23 protein-coding genes are annotated in these 23412 nt (G+C 61.6%); 4 read left to right on the top strand and 19 right to left on the bottom strand.

Going from position 1 to position 23412, the window contains the following annotated elements:
• The first annotated feature begins 95 nt into the window (after positions 1–95).
• Positions 96–1445, top strand: a complete 1350-nt coding sequence (locus PB2503_RS08170; protein ID WP_013300766.1) for a hypothetical protein — start codon at positions 96–98, stop codon at positions 1443–1445.
• A gap of 156 nt (positions 1446–1601) precedes the next feature.
• Here PB2503_RS08170 and PB2503_RS08165 read toward each other — a convergent pair whose 3' ends face one another.
• Complete coding sequence (locus tag PB2503_RS08165) at positions 1602–3398, bottom strand: acyl-CoA dehydrogenase (protein ID WP_013300765.1); 1797 nt, start codon at positions 3396–3398, stop codon at positions 1602–1604.
• Positions 3399–3510: 112 nt separating this feature from the next.
• Here PB2503_RS08165 and PB2503_RS08160 point away from each other — a divergent pair, with 112 nt between their 5' ends.
• The gene (locus tag PB2503_RS08160; protein ID WP_013300764.1) at positions 3511–4437 is read left to right on the top strand and encodes an L-threonylcarbamoyladenylate synthase; all 927 of its coding nucleotides are present in this window, start codon (positions 3511–3513) and stop codon (positions 4435–4437) included.
• 106 nt (positions 4438–4543) lie between these two features.
• On the opposite strand, the gene PB2503_RS08155 is transcribed toward PB2503_RS08160, so the two are convergent.
• Together PB2503_RS08155 and PB2503_RS08150 are read right to left on the bottom strand one after the other, a co-directional pair.
• On the bottom strand, positions 4544–6862 hold the full coding sequence (locus PB2503_RS08155; RefSeq protein ID WP_041535489.1) for a TonB-dependent receptor: 2319 nt from the start codon (positions 6860–6862) through the stop codon (positions 4544–4546).
• Between the two features lie 171 nt (positions 6863–7033).
• Complete coding sequence (locus tag PB2503_RS08150; protein WP_013300762.1) at positions 7034–7519, bottom strand: flavodoxin family protein; 486 nt, start codon at positions 7517–7519, stop codon at positions 7034–7036.
• 123 nt (positions 7520–7642) lie between these two features.
• On the opposite strand from PB2503_RS08150, the gene fsa reads away from it, so the two are divergent.
• Entirely contained in the window at positions 7643–8296 is a 654-nt protein-coding gene (gene fsa, locus PB2503_RS08145; protein ID WP_013300761.1) for a fructose-6-phosphate aldolase, read from the top strand.
• 36 nt (positions 8297–8332) lie between these two features.
• Here fsa and PB2503_RS08140 read toward each other — a convergent pair whose 3' ends face one another.
• Entirely contained in the window at positions 8333–8758 is a 426-nt protein-coding gene (locus PB2503_RS08140) for a secondary thiamine-phosphate synthase enzyme YjbQ (RefSeq protein ID WP_013300760.1), read from the bottom strand.
• A 5-nt stretch (positions 8759–8763) separates the two neighbouring features.
• The gene (locus PB2503_RS13995; RefSeq protein ID WP_013300759.1) at positions 8764–9744 is read right to left on the bottom strand and encodes a LysM peptidoglycan-binding domain-containing protein; all 981 of its coding nucleotides are present in this window, start codon (positions 9742–9744) and stop codon (positions 8764–8766) included.
• A 90-nt stretch (positions 9745–9834) separates the two neighbouring features.
• On the opposite strand from PB2503_RS13995, the gene PB2503_RS08130 reads away from it, so the two are divergent.
• Positions 9835–10398, top strand: a complete 564-nt coding sequence (locus PB2503_RS08130; RefSeq protein ID WP_013300758.1) for an LOG family protein — start codon at positions 9835–9837, stop codon at positions 10396–10398.
• A gap of 61 nt (positions 10399–10459) precedes the next feature.
• Here the strand turns inward: PB2503_RS08130 and PB2503_RS08125 are convergent, their stop codons facing one another.
• From PB2503_RS08125 to PB2503_RS08060, 14 genes are all read right to left on the bottom strand, one after another.
• Positions 10460–11479 (bottom strand): cation diffusion facilitator family transporter, encoded by a 1020-nt coding sequence (locus PB2503_RS08125; RefSeq protein ID WP_013300757.1) that lies wholly within the window; start codon positions 11477–11479, stop codon positions 10460–10462.
• A 100-nt stretch (positions 11480–11579) separates the two neighbouring features.
• Positions 11580–12101, bottom strand: a complete 522-nt coding sequence (locus tag PB2503_RS08120; protein ID WP_148235231.1) for a hypothetical protein — start codon at positions 12099–12101, stop codon at positions 11580–11582.
• On the bottom strand, positions 12098–12835 hold the full coding sequence (locus tag PB2503_RS08115) for a type II secretion system protein N (protein ID WP_013300755.1): 738 nt from the start codon (positions 12833–12835) through the stop codon (positions 12098–12100). Before PB2503_RS08115 ends, PB2503_RS08120 begins: the two co-directional genes overlap by 4 nt.
• On the bottom strand, positions 12835–13290 hold the full coding sequence (gene gspM, locus PB2503_RS08110; RefSeq protein ID WP_013300754.1) for a type II secretion system protein GspM: 456 nt from the start codon (positions 13288–13290) through the stop codon (positions 12835–12837). The genes PB2503_RS08115 and gspM overlap by 1 nt, the downstream gene beginning before the upstream one ends.
• Entirely contained in the window at positions 13287–14459 is a 1173-nt protein-coding gene (gene gspL, locus PB2503_RS08105) for a type II secretion system protein GspL (RefSeq protein ID WP_013300753.1), read from the bottom strand. Before gspL ends, gspM begins: the two co-directional genes overlap by 4 nt.
• Positions 14460–14465: 6 nt before the next feature.
• Positions 14466–15494, bottom strand: a complete 1029-nt coding sequence (gspK, locus tag PB2503_RS08100) for a type II secretion system minor pseudopilin GspK (RefSeq protein WP_013300752.1) — start codon at positions 15492–15494, stop codon at positions 14466–14468.
• On the bottom strand, positions 15491–16123 hold the full coding sequence (gene gspJ / locus PB2503_RS08095) for a type II secretion system minor pseudopilin GspJ (protein WP_013300751.1): 633 nt from the start codon (positions 16121–16123) through the stop codon (positions 15491–15493). The genes gspK and gspJ overlap by 4 nt, the downstream gene beginning before the upstream one ends.
• Entirely contained in the window at positions 16120–16494 is a 375-nt protein-coding gene (gene gspI, locus PB2503_RS13990) for a type II secretion system minor pseudopilin GspI (RefSeq protein WP_013300750.1), read from the bottom strand. The genes gspJ and gspI overlap by 4 nt, the downstream gene beginning before the upstream one ends.
• Entirely contained in the window at positions 16481–17032 is a 552-nt protein-coding gene (locus PB2503_RS08085) for a prepilin-type N-terminal cleavage/methylation domain-containing protein (RefSeq protein ID WP_013300749.1), read from the bottom strand. Before PB2503_RS08085 ends, gspI begins: the two co-directional genes overlap by 14 nt.
• Positions 17007–17450 carry a type II secretion system major pseudopilin GspG gene (gene gspG / locus PB2503_RS08080; protein ID WP_041534954.1) on the bottom strand — a complete coding sequence of 148 codons (444 nt, stop codon included), beginning with the start codon at positions 17448–17450 and terminating at the stop codon, positions 17007–17009. Before gspG ends, PB2503_RS08085 begins: the two co-directional genes overlap by 26 nt.
• 27 nt (positions 17451–17477) lie before the next feature.
• On the bottom strand, positions 17478–18692 hold the full coding sequence (gene gspF / locus PB2503_RS08075) for a type II secretion system inner membrane protein GspF (RefSeq protein WP_013300747.1): 1215 nt from the start codon (positions 18690–18692) through the stop codon (positions 17478–17480).
• Positions 18689–20233 (bottom strand): type II secretion system ATPase GspE, encoded by a 1545-nt coding sequence (gene gspE / locus PB2503_RS08070; RefSeq protein WP_013300746.1) that lies wholly within the window; start codon positions 20231–20233, stop codon positions 18689–18691. The genes gspF and gspE overlap by 4 nt, the downstream gene beginning before the upstream one ends.
• Positions 20230–22368 carry a type II secretion system secretin GspD gene (gspD, locus tag PB2503_RS08065; RefSeq protein ID WP_041534953.1) on the bottom strand — a complete coding sequence of 713 codons (2139 nt, stop codon included), beginning with the start codon at positions 22366–22368 and terminating at the stop codon, positions 20230–20232. The genes gspE and gspD overlap by 4 nt, the downstream gene beginning before the upstream one ends.
• A 68-nt stretch (positions 22369–22436) precedes the next feature.
• A complete protein-coding gene (locus PB2503_RS08060) occupies positions 22437–23351 on the bottom strand; it encodes a type II secretion system protein N (RefSeq protein WP_013300744.1) in 915 nt (304 codons plus the stop codon).
• Between the last annotated feature and the right edge of the window lie 61 nt (positions 23352–23412).

Here is a 23412-nt window from a genome sequence, read left to right as displayed (position 1 = left end):
CGATGGGGCCGCACGCTGCCGGTTAGTGCGAGAATCTCTTTCTTTACGGGAAAGATGTGCGACACTTTCGCGCCTAAGGTGAGGGAACGTGATCTATGGACCGTCAGAGCTTCATTCCGGCCGCTGCCGTTTTCGGCACGACCGTTGAGCGCAAAATCATCACCCTTCTCAACAGTTTCAACGATGTGCGCGACTTTGACGTCATCGTCGACCGCCCTGGCTTTGGCCGGGCCGAAGAAGGGGAAGGCAGCGCCATCGGCGATACGGTCGCCCAGCGCTTTCTCGATGCGCGGCCGCCCGGCGGCTGGACGACGATTGCTGAGTTCATTCGATCGGCGTGGCCGTTCCGCTCCACGATTTCGGGCTTTGGAGAGGATAAGTTTTCAGACCTCGTTTACAGCGCGATCAAGCTGAGTGCCGGGGATGATCACCGGACATTGACCGGGTTTTTCCGGCGGATTTCAAACGATGGCGCGACGCCGTTCGCGAAAATACGCGAGCCTGTCGATGTGCTTGTCTACGGCAAATTCGCGGGCGCCAGCGATCAGGCGGATTTCATGACCGTCATCCAGGTCCAGGAAACCGACGAAGACGGCAATTTCTCCATTGAGGACATTACGGACGATTACGAAGAATTCGCGATCGTCGCCTGCTTTCGGGACGATGGACGCGTCTTTCACCGGTCAGGCCTTATTCCCATTCGCCAATTCACCGGCGACGAATTCCGCTACCGTCCGCTGCTCTTGAATTTCAGTTTCGAGCTGCTCGATGAAAACTTCCGGGCCCAGATCGAAGAGCAAGCGGGCACCCAGCTTGAGGGCGGCAAGCGGCTCGAATCGATCACCTCCGATTTCAAGGACGGCTTCGTTGAAATCAAAGGCCGGGTGATCGCGCCCGATACGTTTCTTTGGTTCGACAGCAAGCTCGATTTCACCATCGAAATGCGGATGTTGCCGTCCAACATGACCCAGGACTGGGTCAGGGACCTCACCAGCCTTGTGGGGATTCAGACCGTCGTGACCGAGCAGAGCCATCAGAATGATGGCTTTATCATCGCCTCGATCCTCGCCTTTTTCGTTCCAGGCGGGCTATTGCTCGGCCCGATTGCAACGATCGTCTTTTTGGCGATTGACTCCAGTCTTGATAATGAAGCGTCTACGAACGAGTTGATTGCCGATGCCATCAATATCAATCTCGACGATGATCAGCTCGAGAACATTCAGAACGCCATTCAAGATGTCGTGGAAAATGCCGATCCGATCACCGCAAATGCTCTGAGACTTTTGAGCACGTTTGACGAGCCCCCCGCCACGCCGGAGGAAGAGCTCGAAATGATCATCGAGTTCATGTCGACCCATGTGACCATCGATCGGACCGATATCGATGAGGACAAGGCGACCCTGTCGCTGTGGCTGACCGTGCCCTTTGCCATTCAGGAGGTCTGACCCCTTCCCCTGACCCTCCACCCACGGGGGGGGGCGAGCGGAACAAAAAAGCGGGAGGGTCTTATCGCCCCCCGCCCTTTATGGTCCGTACTGAGGAATAGGCCTCAAGGCGATGCCGCGCGCGGCCATTTAGGATTTGCGCAGCATCACTCGCCCTTAGCTGGCGAGCTTTTCGGGGTCGAGTTTCGCCACAGTCTCCGCACCGGCCTTGACCGCGGGGATGAGCCCCGTCGCCCTGGGCAGCACATTGTCCGTATAAAAACGGGTGATATGGACCTTGGTGTCGTGATACTCAGGATCATCGCCCTCAGCGGATTTCTTCGCCGCCACCTTGGCCCCGCGCGCCAGATAATAGGCCCCCGCGACATAGCCGAACTGGTCGAGATAAGGGGTGGCCCCGGCCAGGCCGTCTTCAGCGGTGCCAGACATCGCCTTGATCATGTATTCGGTCGTATCCCGAAGCTCTTTCACCGCCGTGTCGAGAGCTTTCCCGATGGCCACGAGACTGGCATTGTCACTGTCGGCCAGTTCCTGGGAAAGGGCGCTGATATCGTCCATGAAGTCAAAGGCCAGTTTGCCCTCGCCCATACCGAGTTTCCGGCCGACAAGGTCGATCGCCTGGATGCCGTTCGTCCCCTCATAGATCTGCGTAATCCGAGCATCGCGATAGAACTGCGCGGCGCCGGTTTCCTCGACAAATCCCATGCCGCCATGGATCTGGATGCCGTGATTGGTCACTTCCATCGCCCGGTCGGTGGGGAAGGCCTTGGCGAGGGGGGTCAGCAGATCCTCACGCTCCTTCGCCGCCCGGCGGACATCCTCGTCCGTGGCTTTTTCGGCGATGTCATGGGCAATAGCCGCCGCATAGCCGAGCGCCCGGCTCGCATCGGTCAGCGCTCGCATGGTCATCAACTGACGACGCACATCGGGATGCTCGTAGATCGGCACTTGCGGCCCGCTGCGCACGCCATAGGGCCGCCCCTGGGGGCGTTCTTGGGCATATTGCAGCGCTTTTTGGAAGCTCGCCTCCGAGGCCGAGGTTCCCTGCATGCCGACATCGATGCGGGCTGAGTTCATCATGACGAACATGTTTTTGAGGCCCTCATTCTCCTTGCCGACAAGGGTCCCGAGGCAATCATCATCGTCACCGAAGGAGATGACACAGGTCGGCGACCCATGCTGCCCCAGCTTTTCCTCGATCGACACGATATTGACATCGTTCCGAGAACCGAGGGACCCATCCTCATTGACCCGATATTTCGGCACCAGGAACATCGAAATACCCTTGGTCCCTTCGGGGGCATCTGGGAGACGGGCAAGAACGAGGTGGCAGATATTCTCGGTCAGATCGTGGTCGCCATAGGAGATCCAGCACTTGGTCCCCTTGATCTTGAAGGTCCCGTCACCGACCGGCTCTGCTTTACACTTCAGTTGCGAGAGGTCGGACCCCGCATGGGGTTCGGAGAGGTTCATCGTCCCCGACCATTCCGCCGTGGCCATCTTCGGCAGATAAAGCGCTTTCTGCTCGTCCGTGCCATATTTAAGGAGCGCTTTCACCGCGCCCTGGGTGAGGCTCATCCCCATGGAGAGGCTGATGCAGGCAGCGCTGAGGGCGTCGTAGACCGCAAGAGCGATCGTCGAGGGCATTCCCTGCCCGCCATATTCCTCAGGGAAAGCGACGGCGTTCCAGCCGCCTTCGACATACTCCTGATACGCCTCCTTGAAGCCGGGGGTCGTGTAGACTTGCCCATTTTCCAAGCGGGCGCCTTGCTGGTCCGACGTCCAGTTCAGCGGCGCAAACACATTATCGGCGAGCTTGGCAACTTCGGTCAGAACGGCATCGATAATCTCTTCGGAAAGATCGTCATAGGCTCCGATATCTCGAACGGCGTCGAAGTTCGCCGCATGTTCGAGTATGAATTGCATGTCCCGGACGGGGGTTGCGAACGGCATAACGTGTCCTCCTCGACATTTCGGTCATTTATACACTGTCTTGATCGCTTTAGCGGCTCTTCACCGCAAGGGGGAGTGGGCGAAACGCCTTCGCGGCGATAAAACGCGGTCGATGAGCACTGTATCGTTTCGTTTTTCCATCGATAAGGCCGCAGAGCAGCTCCGCTCGGGCGGTCTTGTCGGCCTTCCCACCGAAACCGTCTATGGCCTCGCTGCGGATGCGACCCAGGGCGAAGCCATTGCCAGGCTGTATGAAATCAAGGGGCGACCGCATTTCAATCCGTTGATCGTTCATGTCTTGGACCGCCGGGACGCCGCCCATATCACCGAGATGGAGCCCCGCGCGGACCAATTGATCAGCCGGTTCTGGCCGGGACCTCTGACCCTGGTCTTGCCCTCCAAACGCGGCGGCCCGGTCGCGGATATCGCCTTGGCCGGTCTTGATACCGTGGCCATCAGAGCGCCGCTGCACCCCGTGGCGCGCGCGCTTCTGGCCGTCTTTGGCGGCCCCATCGTGGCACCGAGCGCCAATCGTTCCGGTCGGATCAGCCCAACCATTGCAGGCCATGTCGTCGCCGAGTTCGGCACCGACATCCCGGTACTGGATGGCGGCCCCTGCACAGTGGGACTTGAGAGCACGATTGTCGGCCTGACGGGGGAGCGCCCCACCCTCCTCCGGCCGGGCGGGATCACTGCCCAGCAAATCGAGGAAATTCTCGGCGAACCGCTCGCCGAGCCCGGCGGCGGGATCGATGCCCCCGGCATGATGGCCAGTCATTACGCCCCCGATGCCGCCGTCCGCCTCGACGCCAAGGCGGCGACAGAAGACGAGGTGCTGCTGGGATTTGGCGGCACCCCCGGGGCGACCCTCGATCTATCGCCAAGCGGTGATCTCATTGAGGCGGCGGCCAATCTGTTTGCCCATATGCGAGAGCTCGATCGCCATGGCAGGCCGATCGCCGTTGCGCCCATCCCAGAGGATGGGCTGGGCAAGGCCATCAACGATCGATTGCGTCGAGCTGCTGCCCCACGCAATTAAATTAGGCAGCCCCCCCCGCCGCGGTTCGACAATCCGGCAGGAGGCCCCTTGCCGGGGGCAGGCCCCTTGGGGGACAAGGCGCCCCCCGCCCGCCTGCCCCCTTTCCTCAATATTCCACCCGCAAGGTCGCCTGAAAGGTGCGCGGGTTCAACGGACGGTAGAAAGGAGAGCCGGCAAAGACAAAGGACAACGCTTCCTCATCGAGGAGGTTATCCACATTGAACCGCAGGCTGACATTCTCCGGAACGCCGAAGCTGTTCGGCCCGCCAAGATCGAGATAGCCGCTGACCACGGTGAAGGGATCAATCTCGAACTGCTCATTATAATCGGCGTAGCGCTCGCCGGTATATTTTAACGACAGATTGGCGACCGCCCAATCCGTCGGTTCATAGGTCATCCCACCGGTGAACAAAATCTGCGGGCTGTCGGCGAGCAAACTTCCCGCCTCGTTGCCGCTGAACCCATCCTTTGTGGTCGCGCGATTAAGGGTCAGGTTTGCGTTGAAGTAGAGCAAATCCTCAAACAGGGCGGGCTGATAAACCCCGGCCAATTCAAAACCATAGGCCTCGGTCTCCCCGGCATTGATATAGAAGGCCTCGGGTTCGTTCGTCGCCGGATTGAGGACATTCCCTTGCACCAGGCGATTATCGAAGGTGGTATAGTAGAGTGCCGCCGTCCCATAGAATTGGGGTCTGTTCGTCCTGATCCCGATCTCAAAATTCTCCGACTCTTCGGCGGCGGGCGGCGGGGCGTCGAAACTGACGGCGGTGGAGAAGACACTATCAGCCCCTTGGGGAAGGGCGTAATTCTGAGCGTAGGACGCAAAGAGTTGTTCCGTCGGGGTCAGGCGATAGACCGCGCCGACCATGGGCAGAAAATTGTCCTCATACTCCGCTTCGACATATTGCGGTCCATAGCCCGGCATACCATCGATTTCGTAATCGGCGTAGTCGCGGTAGCCGTCGAGCGTGTACTCGATATTCAGGCTTTTGACCCCGACTTCCAGCGTGAGCTGATCCTGCAGCAGGCTGATCGTGTCCTTGACGTAGAATTGCGTCGTCTGACGAACACTTTGATAGTTCCGGCGGAAATAGGCGACCTCATCGAACAGGACCTCGCCGTCGGCGCTGCCGCCTGAATTATTGAGCCGTAGCTGTGTCCGGTTGTAGAATTCATCCTCATACCAACCGCCAAGCTCGATGAGATGGTTCCCCGCCTCGACGCTCACCCCGCCAAGAATGCCAAGGCGCTCGCCCCCGACTTCGGACAAGCCGTACTGCACACCGCGCGGATGGGTGACGGGCAGCCCCGCCGCGGCCTGATCGACATAGATGCCGCGCGAATTGGAATAGCTGTCGGGGGAGACCCCAAACCCGTCTTTGTCCTCAAAATAGGAGGTCAGGACGAGGTCGACCGACGGCGTAATATCGGTCGCGAAGGTTACGCCATAAAGCGCATCCTGGCGAACATTGATCCGGTCTTCGAAATATTGCGTACACGACCCTTGGGTGAAAACGGGGGTAAAATCGTCACCATCGATCGTCCCGTCACCATTGTAGTCAAAGACCCCCGGATCGGGCTCGATACAATCATTTGGGACCGTCGCAAGATAGGCATAGCCGTAATTGGCATCGAATGTCGCTTCCGTCCCGGAGGGAGAATCGTAGTCGAAGAAATCATTCGCGACATAAATGGCCCGCAGATAGGTATCGTCGTCGAATTCGTATTTCGCTTTGGCTTCGATATGTTCCCGGTCGATCGACCCCGGCCCCCGCCACAGATTGCTGTCTGTCTTGGAGCGACTGATATAGCCGGTGAAGCCGCCGATCCGGCCCGTCTCTAGCTTGATGAAGCTGCGTTCGAGGTCGAAATCCCCGATCGTGTATTGCAGCACCCCGCCGAACTCCTCGGCGGGATCGGTGGTGTTGTAGGAGACAATCGGGCCAAGGGACGAATAGCTGGGCAGGGACACATCGCCCGCCCCCGGCGACGCAATCACCGACCCCAGATTTTCGTTATCCACATACCGGAAGATCGGACTGCCCCCAAAGGCGTCCGAGCGTCCCATGGGGACCCCGTCGAGCACGAAACCGATCTGCGGCAGCCTGAAGGCCCGCACCGAAACGGAATTCCCAAACTCATAAAGGCCCAAGGCCCCATCGGTTTGGACGTTAAAGCCCGGCAGGGTCTCAAGCATTTTGAGCCCTGAGATGCCCGCAGGGGCGGAGAGAAGCTCCTCGCGCGTGACGCCGACGGTCACACTGGCCTGATCTGCGCCGATGGCATCGAAGACCCCGGACACCCGACGCCCCGTCACGATGACCTTATCTTCCTGGGTTGCGCCGGCGGCCGTCGCCTCCGGCATTGTCTGGGCGGCAGCAGCCATCGGCGTCGCCAAGATCGCAAATGCAGCACAACTTAGCATATATCCGCTCGAAATCGATTTTTGCACGATTATCCCCCATCACTATCCGGTGAAGTTAGCACGCTATCGCGCTACGGCGGGAAATGACAATATGGAATGGATCAAATACTGATCTTCTACCTGGAGATGTGCCTGCGGAAGGACACCAGTCCCGCGCTTAAAAGTCCCCGCCTAGAAGATCCCCATGGCAAGGCCGGCGCCGAGGGTGGCTCCCATCTCCGCACAGCGATCGAGATCCTCAGGGGCGATGATCTTTTCCGCCAAGATCTCTTCTTTGCTTTGGGCATGGGTGCAGACAATGATCGGCGCATGGACAGCCTTGAGCCGCCAGCCCTGCGCGATGCGGGCCGTCTGGCGAACGGCATTCTCGCCGTCCGACCCCGCACACACCATTTGCGCATAGGGTCGTCCCTCAAGGGCGCCGAGGACGGGGTAGTAGGTGCGGTCGAAAAAGTCCTTCATCCGGCCGGCAATGGCCGCGAGATTCTCGGGCGCGGCGAACATATACCCGTCGGCGGCGAGTAGATCATTGGGGCCTGCCGCGTCGGCCTTTTTGACCTCGACGGTTGTTTCCCCCCGCGCCGCGGCGGCAGCGGCCTCGACCATTTGACGCGTTCCCCCGGTATAGGAGTGGTAGACGATGAGGAGTTGAGCCATGGGCCTGCCTTGGCGGCGACGGGATGACGGCACGCGCGGTGTGATCTCCCCGCCGCCCTCACCCTTCCGTCTTCCGCCGGCATCAGCTAGCAGCGGGCGACGATGTCACCTGGGAACGATCTGATGAAGATCTTTATCGATACCGCAGATACCGGAGAGCTGAAAGAGGCCTTCGCCACGGGGCTGGTTGACGGCGTGACGACCAATCCCTCGCTGATCGCGAAGTCGGGGCGGGACTTCAAGGAGGTCACCGCCGCCATTTGCGAGATGACCGAGGGGCCCGTATCAGCGGAGGTCGCCTCCACCGAAGCGGCCACCATGGTGAAGGAAGGACGCATTCTCGCCGACATCGCCCAGAATGTGGTGGTCAAGCTGCCGCTGACCTGGGATGGGTTGAAGGCGTGCCAGGATCTGTCCGAGGACGGAATCAACACGAATGTGACGCTCTGCTTTACCCCTAACCAAGCCTGGTTGGCGGCAAAGGCGGGCGCCACCTACATTTCCCCTTTCGTTGGACGCCTCGATGATCTGGGGGCCGATGGAATGGAGCTGATCGGCGATATCCGTGCCCTCTATGACGCACAAGGATATGAGACCGAGATCCTCGCGGCCTCGATCAGGGGGCCCCATCACGTCTCCCAGGCGGCGCTATTGGGGGCGGATGTCGCGACGATTCCGCCCAAGGTCTTCTGGCAGCTTCTCAATCATCCGTTGACGGATAGGGGCCTTGATGCCTTCGTCAAGGACTGGGCGTCGACGGGACAGTCGATCCTATAGGTATCTATTGGCACCCGGAAGCAAGCGGAGGCAGGCTCAGACCTCGCCGATAAACTGGCAGATGACCTGACGCTGATGCGGCCTGTCACGGTGCTCGAACAAATAGATCCCTTGCCAGGGCCCTAAGGTCAGGGCCCCCGAAAGAATGGGGATCGTCAGGCTGGTTGCCGTTAAGGCGGACCGGATATGGGCGGGCATATCGTCCGGCCCCTCGGCCGCGTGGCGGTAGCGCTCTTGGCGCGGCGCGAGCCGGTCAAACGCGCTCAACAGGTCACTAAGGACGTCAGGATCCGCATTCTCCTGAATGATGAGGGAGGCGGAGGTGTGCTGCACGAACAAGGTGACAGCCCCATCTCGAATAAGGCTCTCCCGAAGCTCGGTTGAGACCCGCGAGGTAATATCCGTGAGGCCCTGGCCCCGCGTCGTCAGGCTGAGGCGGGCCGAAGTTTGGCGCCACGTCACGAAAATTACGGCGCCGTCGCGTCGTCAGTGTCATCTTCCTCGGGGAGCCTGAAAATTTGTCCGGGGAAGATCAAATCGGGATCGCGGATCTGGCTCTCATTCGCCTCATAGATGACGGTATATTGCTCGCCGCGACCATAGACCGAGCGGGAGATCACCCACAGCGAATTGCCGGGTTGAACCACAACGGCGCCATCGCGCAGAACGATGTCTTCGGGCGCGGCCTGTTCGAAGGGGACCTCAAGCGCATAGGCCGGTGAGCCGTCCTCGTTCAGCTGCAGAATCTGCAGGGTGTATCGCCCCGGCGGAATCGTACTTGAGAGGGTCCAGCGCCCTTGGCCATCCGCCTGGGTCGAGCCCACCGCTTGGCGCCCCGCAAAAATCTGGACGACGCTATTGGGGGTTGCCCGGCCGGAGAAAATCGCATTGCCCCCGGCATCGTAATCGATGGTCTCGATCGAGAGCGGCCCGAGCCCTGGGGCCGGATCGCTCGCCCGTTGCAGAATTTCCGTCGCCCCCCCCGGGGTGGTGCGCAGGACCACGGGGCTGTCCCCTTCTCGTTCGGGTACATAGATGATGATGGTGTCCGGCCCATTTACCACCATGCCATCGGCGGTAATCATCCGAAGACTGAGCTCCACCGCCCCCTCTGACAGGGGCGTATCGATTTCCCGAGCGAAATTGCCGTCCGCGCCGGTCCTGATCTCTTGAACGACCGTTCCGTTCGACAGGATTTCCACGGTGGACCCCGGCGCGGCTTGACCGCTCGTCACCGCCCGCCCGCTCCTATCGACGCGCACCAAGTCAAAGCGCGGTAACGCCACCGTCTCGGTCGACGGTGCCTCATCGTCTTCGGCGGGGGCGGACGCCATTTCCGTGGGAGCCGGCGGCGCCTCCCCCTGTTCCTGATCCCCCCCGTTTTGGGGGCGGAGAAAAATGAAGGCGCCGATGGCAACAAGGGCGACGAGGATAAGCAGGACGCGCATAGTGGACGATCCCTTAATTGGTTGCTTGCCAACTCTGCATTAGCATCTCTGCGCCAAACTGCGCATCTTCACCACCCAGGAACCTTGGATATGGCCGAACTAAAATCGCTATGTGTCTTTTGCGGCTCGAAAAGCGGCGATGATGGTCAGTTCGGCGAGACCGCGCGGGCCCTCGGTGAAGCATTGGCGAAGAACGGCACCGAGCTTGTTTATGGCGGCGGCGAAAAAGGCTTGATGGGAATCACCGCGTCGGCCGCCCGGGATGCCGGGGGAGAGGTCTATGGCGTCATTCCGCGGTTCCTGACCGAAATCGAAGGAATCCTTGAGGACATCCATCACGAAGTGGTGGAGACCATGCATGAGCGAAAAATGCTGATGTTCGATCGCAGTGATGCGATCTGCGCCCTCCCCGGGGGCATCGGGACCTTGGAAGAAATTGTCGAGCTTCTGTCCTGGCGACGGCTCAATCTGCACCGCAAACCGCTGATCCTCTGCAATGTGGAGGGCTATTGGCATCCCTTTGTCACGCTGCTGCAGCACATGGTGGATCGCGGTTTTGCCGACCCCGAATTGATGACCGATATCGTCGAAGTCGACGGCGTGGAGGGGGTCATTCCCGCCGCCACCGATCGACTGCTGCGTCACCGGGTTTAGGTGGCGCAAGACCGCAAGGCTGCACACCGACGAACAGCGCCCCCACGACGCTCACGCTTATTCAGCTAGGGATCGGCGCAATGCCCCCGAGGTCCGTCCCCTCCCGGGCCCTGACCGCCTCGTCCGGACACTGCGCTTCGGCGGGGCGAGCTGAGATCGTTGAGGGTGACCAGACCGAAGGGGGCGACATTTCGATCTGAATCGTCGAATCGAGAATGCCCCGCGCCGCCAGCAATGATTTGATGTCCTCCAAGATACGGTCGCCCTGATAAGGGTCACGCACCCGGACATGCATGGTGGCTTGATTGGCGCCGGGGGTCAGCATCCAAAGGCGGACATTGTGGACGTCGGTAACGCCGCGGACATCGCGGCGGATCACATCCCGCAAATCGGTCGGATCGATCTCCTGCGGCGCCCCCTCAAGCAGAACGACCCCGGTTTCCTTGACAAGGGCATATGCCGAACGCGCGATCAGCCCACAGACCAGCAGGGTGACGAGAACATCGACCACGACCCAGCCGGTGAACAAGATGATGATGGCCGAGACGATCGCCGCGACCGAGCCCAGGAGATCGCCGATCACGTGCAAAACGGCGCCGCGCATATTCACATCGTCGGTCCCATTTTGCAGGACCCAGAACGCCGCGATGTTTGCCAAAAGCCCGATGACAGCGACGTTCAACATCGTCGATGCCTCGATCGTTGCCGGCTCCGCCATCCGATGGACGCTTTCGACCAGCAAATAGGCGATCAGGAGAAAAAGGCCGACGCCGTTTAGAAATGCCGCCAAGACCTGGGTCCGCTGGTGACCGAAATTGAAGCGGTCAGAAGCAGGCCGCTGAGCAAGATATTTCGCGCCGAGCGCCAGGGCGAGCGCCACCGCGTCGGTGACCATGTGGCCAGCGTCCGCAAGCAATGCGAGGGATCCGGACAGCACCCCGCCGACAATCTCGACCGCGGCGAAAAGAACGATAATCGCCAGGGCGATGCGGAGACGCATCATATCATCGCTGCCGTGATGATGGTGTCCGCCAAAGCCCCCCTCTTGGGAGTGCCCGGCGCATTGATGGCCATGGTGCATTGTGTTTTTCTCGCCCAATACTCCCTTGCTACTTAGTCTTCCTCCAAGGAGCAACGTGCTGCACTGCGATAAGGTGATCTTTCGCAGCTATCCTTCCTATTTAAGCCCGACACCCAGCGATTCCAGCGATAGGGAGGACCCGTTTCCACCCATTCTCCCCGGTCAGGGTGATGGTCCCGCGCTCGACATAGGCGCCGCCGGGAAAGCCCACGCCCCAGGCGGCCCGGGTTTCAATGTCGACACGTCCATTGCTGGGGGTCATCGCCTCAAAGGTCTGAAAGGCCGGAATGCCAACCCGCGCCTCACCGGCCTGGCCGGTCTGTAATAGGAGAACCGGGGTCCCCTCGATCTTCATCGTGGTCTCCCCACCGGAAATGGATTGGAAGACCGGGACAGCCTTTCCCGCTGCAAGGGTCCACAGAACGAGGCCGCAGCGGCCTTGAGGGATCGAATATCGCCCCAGCGCATCGAGATCCGGCGCCTCGGTCGCTGAACTCACCGGGAGAACCGCCGCCAGACGCGCGCTGACATCGGTGGACGGATTGGTGGCCACCCCCCCCGCACAGGCGACCAGCGTCAGGGAAAGCGCCCCCAGCGCAAGGGATCTCCGGCACGCTCTCAAAACACCTCACCCCGCTGGACCAGACTGTATTGATCGCCCTGTCGCTGAAACCCATAGGCGGCGAGGGCCGAGGCGAGCTTTTGATCGGTGGGGGCGATGACGGTACGGGTTTCATATCCCCGAGGCGACACCGCGATTTCGACGGAAATCTTCCCTTCCTCACCTGACCCCGTCAGCGGCAGAACAAACCGTCCCCCCTCCGGCTCGCACTGTCCTTCTCCGGCCAGGGAGAAGCCTTTCCCGCCATATCGCTTGGCGCTTCGCTCCAACGTATCGGTCTCCAGGTGCAATCGCCCCCGCCGACATCCATCGGGCGCGAGGACGAGAGCGTCGGTGGCGACCCGCACAAAACCGTCCATCGGCTGGCCGAAGGCGTCATCAAGAGCCAGGGGCGCCATATCCGCCTTCAGTTCGGCCTTGGCGAAAGTGATAAGCTCACCGCGCAGCGCGATATCCGATCCTCCCCGTAAAAAAGGGCCATCGACGTCTATATGCGCCGAGAGGCGACCCAGCAGCAATGGCAGGGCACGAGCCGAAACGTCGACCCGACCAAGCGGATAGGCATCATAGGCAGCCCCCTCGATCCGGCCGTTCCAGATGGTGCCCTCGATCTTTTCGGCCGCAAGGGGGATCCCGGCCAGATCGACGGCGAGAGCCAGAGGCATCTTCACCGCCAGGGCCCCAGCAAAAATTGCCGCAAACAGCCCCGAATACAGGAACCGGCGAGAGGTCATCAGGGGGTCGCTCCCAGGGTCAGTCGTGCGGTCACCCCGTTGCCGGCGCTTGCCGGGCGAATTTGGGCATCGCGCACGGCGATATGATGTTCGTCCCTTAGCGTATCGAGCCAATTCATCAACGTCGCCGTGGTCACACCGCCGGTCGATACGACAACCGCATCCTCGTCGATGGCCGTCCGTGTCAGGACGATTTGCCGTTCCCGGGCAACGCGGTCAATGGTGGAACGAAGGACACTTGGCTCCCGCACCGGGCCTGCCGACGCGCGACTGACGGCGCGGGTCACCGCCAGATAAGTGTCCATGGCACGCTGATGATCGGCAATTGCCGTCCGGCGATAATCGATCAGGGGCTGCACCACCAATAGGACGAAGATCAGCAACAGGAGCGCCCCAGCGCCGGCCAGGATGATCCGCTGCTCCCGCACGCTTCGCGCATACCAAAATTCCGTCATTGCGCCCCTCCGACGAACAGCTGGCCCACTGAAGATCCGTCCGCTTCCCGGCGTATCGTTTCCCCTTCGCGGGCGGTGATCCCGCCGGTCCTGAGGTCTTCGCGAACCTGTTCCAGGGCCGCCGTGTTCGGAAAGCGGAGATCGGCGACGAGTTCTCCGTCCTGGCCGTATCTTAAGCCTTCGAGTTGAACCTCATCATGGGACTCGAGCGCTGCGGCGAGGCGACTGGAGAGCGGCAAAAAGCGATCGGTCGTCGCGCCCCCCCCAAGGCGGCTCGCCTGGCGGGACAAATCACGGATCGGGGTGGCGGGGAACGCCTCGCTGAACCGCGCCGCCGCCTCGTCATAGAGCTGATCGGCGACCCGCTGATATTTCATCCCCTCGATCGCCACTCCCCCAAGCCATAGCGCGATCACCCCAAGGCTCAGCGCGACAGGCATGCGCACCCGTTTGCCAACGCCCCGCCAGTCCGTGCGACGACGAAAGCGGCCGCGAAGGGCATTAGGGGGCCGGTGTGCCATCACCTTCCCAAACCAATAGGCGGCCAGGGCATCGCGATCCGGCAGGGATCGGTCCGCACCGCCCCCCTTTGGCGGATGACCACCGGCGGCGGTCACATCAGCATTGGCCGCAAGGGGCATCAGCGCCAAAAGATCCGCGCCCATCTCCGCGGGAACCGTGAACGCGCCGTCACTCAAATAGGCGACGGTCGCTGTTTCCGAGAACAGCAAATGATCGCGTGCATCCTCACCGGCAATGGCGAGATGGTCGACCGTTATCGCAGTGGGGCCCAATTCCAGCTCCCGCAGATAGGCCAGGCTGCCCTCGATAAGGTCGATGGGGATCGCCGACACTGTCCGCCGCCCATCATGGCCGGTGACACCAAAGGCGAAGTGGAAACGGTCGACCGGTTCGGCGAGAATATCCTCGAAGGCCAGCCGGGCGGCACTTTCCAACGCCTTGTCCCCCGTAACGGGCAAAGCAAGCCGCCGCGTCGCCACCTTCAAACCGGGCAGAATGACGGTCAGATCGTCAGCCACCACCAATTCAATGGGCAGCGCGTCCCCCCCCTGCCAGTCGCCCGACTGGGTCACCCCTTCGCGATCTCCGATCGCCCAGAGTCCCCCCCCTTCAGGCGCCGACGGTAGTAAGATGATGGCCTTGGTCATACGTCCTCAGTCCCGCGGCCCCAACCGCCGTGATGTCACGACGAAGGCCCCATTCGCCGCCTTTTCTAGCTGAGAGGTCATTTCGAAAACCATTCCGTTCGCGCGATAGGTCAAAAAAAGCTCTACGATTGTGGCCTCAGTCGACAATCGATCCGCCATCGTGTCCTCCAAAGGGGGATCAAGCTGGCTGAATACCGGGAGGGAGAGGAAGTCCGCGACGGTTTCCCATCCATCGGGGGGCCGGGCCTCGATCACCCGGGAGAGTGCCTGGGGGGCGGCCCGCTGGTCGAGCGCGATGCTGAGCAACACCGCCTGCTCTGGGGTTATCGTATTGATGTTGAAAGGACCGGTTTCGGCATGACGGAACCGCGCGCACAGGGTCGGCGCAAGGCGCGTGACGACCGTCGCCGACCAGCCCGAAACCGCCCGCACCTCACTGACATCTGCTAGATACGTCCCGGCGGTCCGGTGCGGCAGGTCGAAAAAGCTATAGGCCCCATCCTCTGCCCCGCCGCGGCCCGTTTCATTGTCCGTATCGATGAAATCAGCGAGCGCCGCGCCCAACGCCTCCCCCGCCTGGCGCGACCCGCCGAGACTGGCGACCAGCGCGCCAAGGCGCTCAATGGCAGCCTCGTCGGTGACCAACCGATCCTCTCCGGCATTGACAAGGTCGTTCACGTTGAAGCAGGCCGACCGGTCCCTGAAGGCAATTTCGAGCTCCCCCTCTTGCACCGGTATGCGACGGGGGCCCTGAAGCCAGGATTCAGACGGAATATCGATCCCCGGCCGTTGGACCGCCTGTAGCGCCAGATAGCCGAGCGCCGCCCGCTCCGCCCCCAAGAGGGCCCAATGCGCCTGGTCCCGGGTCTGGGCGGCGATCACGCGTTCCGTCGTCGCCCGAGACTGGAGCAGGATCGCCAGCCCGACGGAGGAGAGGACCGCCGCGAGCATCAAGACGATGATCAGCGCGGCCCCGCGCTGTCCCCGTTGGGCGCGAAGTGGCCGGCGAACCGGCGGTGTGACTGTGTCGGTCATCCCCCCCCCACCCAGAATTGATGATCGATGGCCCCAAGCTCCGGCAACACCGTGCGCACCCGAACCGCCTTGAGCTGAATGGTGCTCCCCGACTCGGACCAGTCTGGGACCCACGTCCCCAATGTTGCGCCAGGAAAACTGAACGCGATGTCTTCGGCCCCGGATAACAGGATCTGATCTCGACTTGGGGTCTCCCGCAGCGCATCGAGATAGGGGCGGGTTCGGCGGATCAACCGACCGCCCCGGCTGAGATAGATGACCCGCTGCAGAGACGCGCGCGGTTCGCGGTAGCCAGGATTGCTCCAGCCATTGGTCACGAAGGCCAGATGGACGACTTCGCCCTCCTCCCCTTCGGGAAAGACGGTCTGGGCGTCGAGACCGCCAAGGATGACGGGCACTGGTGCGGCAAAATCGGGCTCCCGCACCGGCCGAACCACGATTTGCTGTAGATCCGCGCGAAGGATCCCCCGCATACGCTCGACCCCTTTGAGCTGCTCGGCGACGGTCTCCGTTCTCTCCTTTGCCCCCGTCGCCAGGTCCATGGTCCCGACCATGGCAGCGCTGATCGCCGCAAAGATCCCAAGGGCAACGAGCAATTCGATCAAGGTCAGGCCCCGTTGTCCGGTCATGGCGCCCGCCGCCCGATCTCAAGCGTGGAAAGGCTGGCAAGGGATCGATCCTGGTCTGTCTCCGGATCGCGAATGACCACGGTGACTTCATCGACCCCCTCTAAGAGCCGCGTCCGCTCGACCGCCCAAAGAAAAGTCCGCTCACCGATTTGCGTGCTTCCCTCTTCAAGGATCTGACCTTGACGGGCCGCGAGCATGACATCGACCATGACGTTTTCCGCGGCGATGCGGGCCAGCATATTGGTCCGTAGCGCCACACTATTCGCGGTCTCCTGGCCGATGAGCCGGAGTGTGGCCCCCACCGCAAACGACAGGACCAGGATCGCGACCAAAACTTCCAACAGCGTGAGGCCCCGTTCAGCGCGGCGCATCGCGAATCTCCACCTGACTGGTCTCTGTGCTGACGATAAGCATGGCCCTATCCCCTTTTTCGAGCCGTAAGCTGAACGTCGTTATTTCGCCGACGGGGGAGAGGATGACCCGTGGCGGCACGGGGGGGGACGTGTCGGCCTCATCCGCCCGATCTTGAAGAAAGAAGCGATCGGCCGTGTCGTCCTCGGCCCGTCGGCCATAATCGAAGCTCTCCGCCGTCAGAAGCGTCAGCGTCACATCGGACGGGGCCGTTTCCGTCCCGGCCCGGCTCCACCCCTCAGAGCCATAGCTGTATCGCATCACCGCGCCCTCCTCGATATCGAGGCCAAAAGCCCGGCCCGTCGTCACCGCAAGATCGGAGAGGGTCTTGATCGAAACAGCGAGGCGCTGCGCGTCCTCCTCAAGCGTCTCCCGCCCCGGCCTCATCGTCGTCAGGGTCACGCCCGTCATAAGCGCCAGGATGGCCATGACCACCAAGAGCTCGACCAGAGTGACGCCGCGCGCGGCCGCCTTATCGGAGCGAGCTGATATCGTCACCACCGCCTGCGCGCCCATCGGGTCCGAACGAGTAAATTTCGAAGGGCACCCCGTTCTCCCCGGGAATGATGTACTGATAGGGATTTCCCCATGGATCCTCCGGCACACGGGTGCCGTCGAGATAGCCCCCCGGACGATACCGCTCGCCGCGCGTAAGGCCCTGGGGCGCCCGGATAAGGGCCTCAAGCCCCTGATCCTGACTAGGATAGGTCCCAAGGTCGAGGCGATATTGCTGCATCGCACTGCGGATCATGTCGATTTGGGTCTCAGTTGTGCGCTGCCGCGCCTGCTCGCCGGCAGGCAGCACATTGACCGCAACGATGGTCGATAACACGCCGATAATGACGATAACGACCAATAATTCGATCAGAGTCACCCCCCGCTGGGCCTGTCGACGATGGGGAATAGAGCTAGCCATGAATACGCCTCCGGTGCCGCGCGATCCCTAGAGCGGCATCCTGTTGATTTGCAGGATCGGTAGCATAATCGCGAGCACAATGAGGAGGACCACGCCGCCTAACAATACGATAACTGCCGGTTCGAGAAGCCTTAGGGCAACAGTGACGGTGCGGTCGAACCCCTCCTCCATCTGGCTTGCCGTCCGGTCCAGGAGATCAGGGAGCTGGCCGGATCGCTCCCCCGCCGCCACCATTGACGCCATCATCGGCGGAAAGACATCGGCGCGCCGCAAGCTTTGCGAAAGAGACGCCCCCTCACGCACGCTGGTCATGGTCAGGTCAAGCCGATCGGCGATATAGGCATTCGTGACGGTCCGCTTCGCCGCCCGCAAACTATCGAGGAGGGGCGCGCCGGAGGCGAAGAGGGTCGCCAAGGTCCGCGCAAAGCGGGCGGCGTCGAGTTCACGTAGCAGCCCCCCAAGGATCGGCAGCCGTAAGAGGAGGCGATCAGATCTCAAACGGGTCTCAGGCCGTCGCCGGATCTGCCAGACACCGGCGCCAAGAGCCAGGACAAGCACGAGGAGAAGAAGCCCCCACTCCCGAAAGAGGTCGGACACGCCGATGACAAGCTTGGTCACGGCGGGCAGGTCCTCCCCCATCCCCACAAACTGTTCCACCACTTGGGGAACGACAAAGTTCATCAGGGCGACAACGACCAGCACAGCCACCACCATGATGGCTGCCGGATAGATCAGGGCAGACATCGCCTTTGACGCCATGGCCCGGTTTTTCTCGAGCATATCGGCGAGGCGCAACATGACCGGCCCCAGATTGCCTGCGCTTTCCCCCGCCGCAACGATCCCCCGGTAGAGCGGCGAGAACGCCTTGGGATACTCGCCCAGCGCATCCGACAACCTCCACCCTTCGATAATACGCATGCGGACAGACAACAGAATGTCGGCGATGGGCTTGCCCTTGCTCTGTCCGGCAACCGCGTTCAGCGCCTCCTCCACCGTCAGGGAGGCGTCGATAAGGGTTGCAAGCTGCCGGGTCGCGGCAATCACCTCCGTGGGCTGTGCCCGTGGCCCCCGTCGATGACGCTCGGATGAGGATTTTGTCCGATTGCTTACAGATTGGACCGTGATAGGCGTCAGCCCCTTGCCCATTAGGTCCTTGCGCGCGCGTCGCTGCGTGTCAGCGGAGATTGTGCCTTTTCGGCGGCGGCCGCCGGCGTCAACGGCCTCGTATCGGAACGAGGTCACAGGGCGAGGTCTCCCTCCTTCACCACGCGAAGCACCTCCTGCAGGGAAGTCCGACCGGCAAGAACGTGAGCAAACCCGCTTTGCGCCAGGGTCGGGTGGTCAGTGAAGACATGGGCGGCGATCTCCTGTTCCGAAGCATCGTCATGCACCATGGATTTGAAGGTCTCATCCGCCACAATCAGCTCATAGATGCCGATCCGCCCTTCAAAGCCAACACCGCCGCACCGGGCACACCCGACCGGTTGGTAAAGCGTGACCTCGTCGGCCCCGCTCGGCTGTCCGAGAAGCTCAAGATCGGCAGGTGAGGCTGTGTAGGGTGTCTTACAGGCTTCGCACAATCGGCGCACAAGGCGCTGCGCAAGAACCCCGGCGAGCGTTGAGGACAAAAGGAACGGCTCAACCCCCATATCCTTAAGGCGGGTAATCGCACCGACGGCGGAATTGGTGTGCACCGTCGACAGCACCAAATGGCCGGTCAGAGACGCCTGGACCGCAATTTGGCCCGTTTCCACATCGCGGATCTCGCCGACCATGACAATATCAGGGTCCTGACGAAGGATCGCGCGCAACCCCGTGGCGAAGGTCATCCCCACTTTAGCGTTCACCTGGGTCTGACCAACCCCATCGAGGGCATATTCGACAGGATCCTCAACGGTCAGGATATTGCGCCCTGGATTGTTGAGGAGGGTGAGCCCGGCATAGAGCGTGGTGGTCTTGCCCGACCCCGTGGGGCCGGTAACCAGAACGATGCCATTCGGCCGACCGATCAAGCCTTTGAACCGATTGAGAATGTCGGGCGGCATGCCGAGCGTGTCGAGATCGAGCTTGGCCTGCGCCTTGTCGAGCAACCGCATCACGATGCGCTCTCCAAACCGGGAGGGCAGCGTCGAGACGCGGACATCCACAAGACGCCCGGCGAGGGCGACGCTGATCCGGCCGTCCTGCGGCACTCGGCTTTCGGCAATATCGAGGCGGGCCATCACCTTGATGCGGCTCGTCAGAACGGGCGTGAGCTTTGGCGGCAAAGACAGGACTTCACGCAACACACCATCAATCCGCAAGCGGATCGAGAGCTCTGTCTCATAGGGTTCGATGTGAATGTCCGAGGCACGGGTCTTTACGGCCTCGGCAATCAACGCATTGATCAACCGGATGATCGGCGCGTCATCCTCAGTATCGAGAAGATCCGCGGCAGTCGGCAGGCCTGTGGCCAACTCGGTCAAATCATTTTCATCATCCGCGCCGTCGAAGGTCGCGGCGGTCAGCCCTTCGGCGGAATAGATTTCGGAGAGCTTCCGCTCAAAAATGTCGGCCGGCAAGAGATCGATCCGGGCGCGATTACCGGCCACCCGCCAAGCCTCCGCCAGGGACCATGGGCTGGCCGCGGTTTTGCCGTCTTCCCCTGCCCGTGCGCCGATCGCCAACTGACCGTCAGGCTCTTTCCCCAATAAAATGAGGCCATTTTCCTTGGCAAAGGCATAGGTGAAGCGGATATCCGGCTCAGCCGGATCCGACGAAGGGGATGCTGTCGCTTCGCTCATTCCGCCTCCGGTGCGGCCCCATCTGCGCCGGCGGTGTCGGCGGCGTCCGTGGCGGCGGGGTCGGCAATCCCAATTTCGGCGGCACGATCGGGGGCCGGCTGGCTCGGCACATAATCCGCCCCAGGACCGATATAGTCCTGAACCACCGTATCAAGAAGCGGCCTTTGCCCTTCTCTCAAGCGTCGCATTTGTTGCTGCCGGACATAATCATATTTGCGCGCCGTGACGCTGTCCGCTGCCTGCGCATCCCGAAGAATCGTCGGGCGAATAAAGATCATCAGCGTCGATTCTTGATCCGACTGTGCTTGTCCCTTGAAGAGATTGCCAAGCAGCGGAATATCGCCGAGCACCGGAACCTTGCTCTCCGTCTGCCGACGGTCCTTGTCGACCAGCCCGCCGAGGACAAGGGTTTGTCCATCCTCCGCTGACACGGTGAGGTCGAGGATACTCTCATTGGTGATCGGCCCCTGCGCATCGGGCGCAAAAGCGCCGAGCGAGGACACTTCTAGATTGAGCTTGAGCTGGACCGTATTTCCGGCAGTAATCTGCGGCTTTACCTGAAGGATGTTGCCGATATTCTTCCGCTCGATCTGCCGGAAGCCGCCCTGGAAATCAGAGCCCACGGCCTCGCCCGTGACCACGGGCACTTCTTGGCCGACTTGAATGGTCCCCTCCTCATTGTCGAGAAGCACGATTGAGGGCACCTGAAGCACATTCGATTGACTGTCAGACTGTAGCGCGGACAAGAGCACGCCATAAACGCCGCCATCCCCCGTCTCGCCCCCGGCACCGAACAAAAAGCCATTGAAATTCAGCAGCTCCTGCACCGCCGCCTCGACCAATTGGCCGGCGATCGCGAGGTCGGGATCGTTCGCATCATAGCTTTGCCCCTCCGTCACCGTGACGTCGCCATTCGCACTAGTCGTCGTGATGGTGGTGACATTGTCGTTATCGTCCTGCTCGTTCAGGAACAGGGCCGCGCCCGCCGCCGACACGACATTCGGCCGGGTCGAACTGAAGCTGGCCGCCGAGAGCGGCAGGCCCGCCCCGCCCGACACATATTGCACGCCAAGTTCGCGGGCCGTGGTATCGGCGATTTCGACGATCACCGCCTCGATCAACACCTGCGGACGGCGGATATCGAGGCGACTGACGATGCCCCGGATCAGCCGCTGTGTCTCGGGGGGCGCCTTGATCACCAGAGAATTGGTGGGCGCATGGAAAGCGATCGAGCTGGCGCGCGGTCCGCTGTTTTGCCGACCGCTTTGCGTGGTCGTGACCCGCCCTTCATCATCCTCTCCGCTTACGGCAACGGTGATCGGCTCATTGAGGAGCGCTTGGATGAGGGGGACGATCTGGGCCCCATTGGCATGGTTGAGATAGATCGTGTCGAGGGCCACCTGGCTGCGCGAAGGACTGTCGAGTTCGCGGATGATCGGCACGAGGCGAGAAATCTCTTCGGGCTCACCGCGCAGCACCACACTGTTCGAGGCATCGACGGCGACGATGCTCACCGATGATTGTCGGCTGCCCTGGCCCCCCGGCCGATTGACGATCTCCGACAAGGTGGCGGCGACTTCACTGGCGGCGGCGTTATCCAGGGGAATTGAGCGGACGACGGACTTATCGACATCAATCCGATCCACGACGCTCAACAGACGGCTGACATTGTTCGGCGTATCGACGATAATCAGTGAATTGCTTTCGACGATGGGGGTGACGAGGCTGTTTTCTCCCGCAAGAGCGCGGAGATTGGCCGCCGCCGTCCCCGCCGGGACAAATTGCAGGGGGACCACTCGGGTCACCGTCGTTCCCACCGCTGCGCTGCCCGCCGCCGCCCCATCTCGGGAAGCCTGGTTCGCCGGAATGATCTTATATTCGCGCTCGCCGATCGGCACTGCCGCAAAGCCATTGACCTGGAGGGTCGCCAGAAAGACGGCCCAAACTTCGTCAGAGCTCAAAGCGCTGCCCGGCGGGGAGACGATATTGACCCGCCCCGAAACGCGCGGATCGATCACAAAGACCCGGCCCGTTTGAAACGCCACATCCTGGGCGACCTGGGCAAGGTCCGCGCCCTCATAATTGAGTTGATAGGCCCCCTGTTGCGCGACGACGAGGGTAGCCCCCGCCGTCATTGGCGCTGCCGCGGCTGAAGCCAGGAGCAAAGACAGGGCGGTGGGGAGTAAGGCCGAACGCTGAACAATCACTGGATTAAGCTCGCCGGGTCGAGGGTGAGAGAGACCGGCTGGCCGTTCCGTTCTACGGTGATCGTCACACCACCGTTCTGTAACATGGCATCGGGAAGGGTACTGAGAATCCGCATATCGCTCGCCGGCCGGTTGTTGATCGCGACCAAAAGGTCACCATCTTGAAGTTCGAATTCCTGGAAGAGCTGGGGCTGCTCCCCCGCATAGAGACGGATGCCCCGGCCATCGGGATCGGGCCGAAGCCGAAGAAAGGTTGAAAAATCCCCGAACGCCTCTGCCTCTTCTGGGGTGAAATTGGTTACTACTTCCTGACCAGTCGCCCTGCGCACCGACGACGGGGGCTGAGGCGGGGGCGGCGCATCGCGATAAGCCTCTCGCCGCTCTCGATTTTCCAGGGTCAACGTTTCTCGCCGGCCGTCCCGGCGTAACACCACATAGGTCGTGTGCACTTCCTCAAGAACGGTCCCACGGGCGACCTCCTCTTCGGGACGGATCAGTTTTTGGGTCTGCGGGTTCGGCCCGATAATCGCCGACGCATTGGGGCCCACAAAGGTCCCAAAGAGGATGAGGTCGAGACTGGTTTCTTCAGTCACCGGCGCAGGCGCTTCAGGAAGGGGGGGATCCGGTTGACCGAAAAACGGGTCGTAACGGGCGAAAATCGACAAATCGACCTCCCCCTCGGCATCCAGCGCCGGGGTCTCGGCCAACGGCTTGGGCAACGGCGTCAGCAGGGCGAACACAAAGTCCGCAGCGACGATCGCGAGAAGAGCGACCAAGCCGATCTTGACGCCAGTAAGCAGGCGCGACGGCGACAGCGATGACGGCAAAGGCCGCGCGGTGAGGGAGAAAAGCGCTCTCCCCCCTCCAAGCGCTTGCTCGCGCGCCGACTTACTGTCCTGCGACAAGCTCATATCTCCTGCGCACTGCCCGATTGCCTTCTCATGTCATTCCCCCGCTCGCCACTCAAAACTT

This window comes from Parvularcula bermudensis HTCC2503 (assembly GCF_000152825.2).
In the GTDB taxonomy this organism is placed as follows: Bacteria; Pseudomonadota; Alphaproteobacteria; order Caulobacterales; family Parvularculaceae; genus Parvularcula; species Parvularcula bermudensis.
The sequence above is the reverse complement of the archived record's forward strand: the minus strand, read 5'-3'. Positions and strand labels throughout refer to the sequence as shown.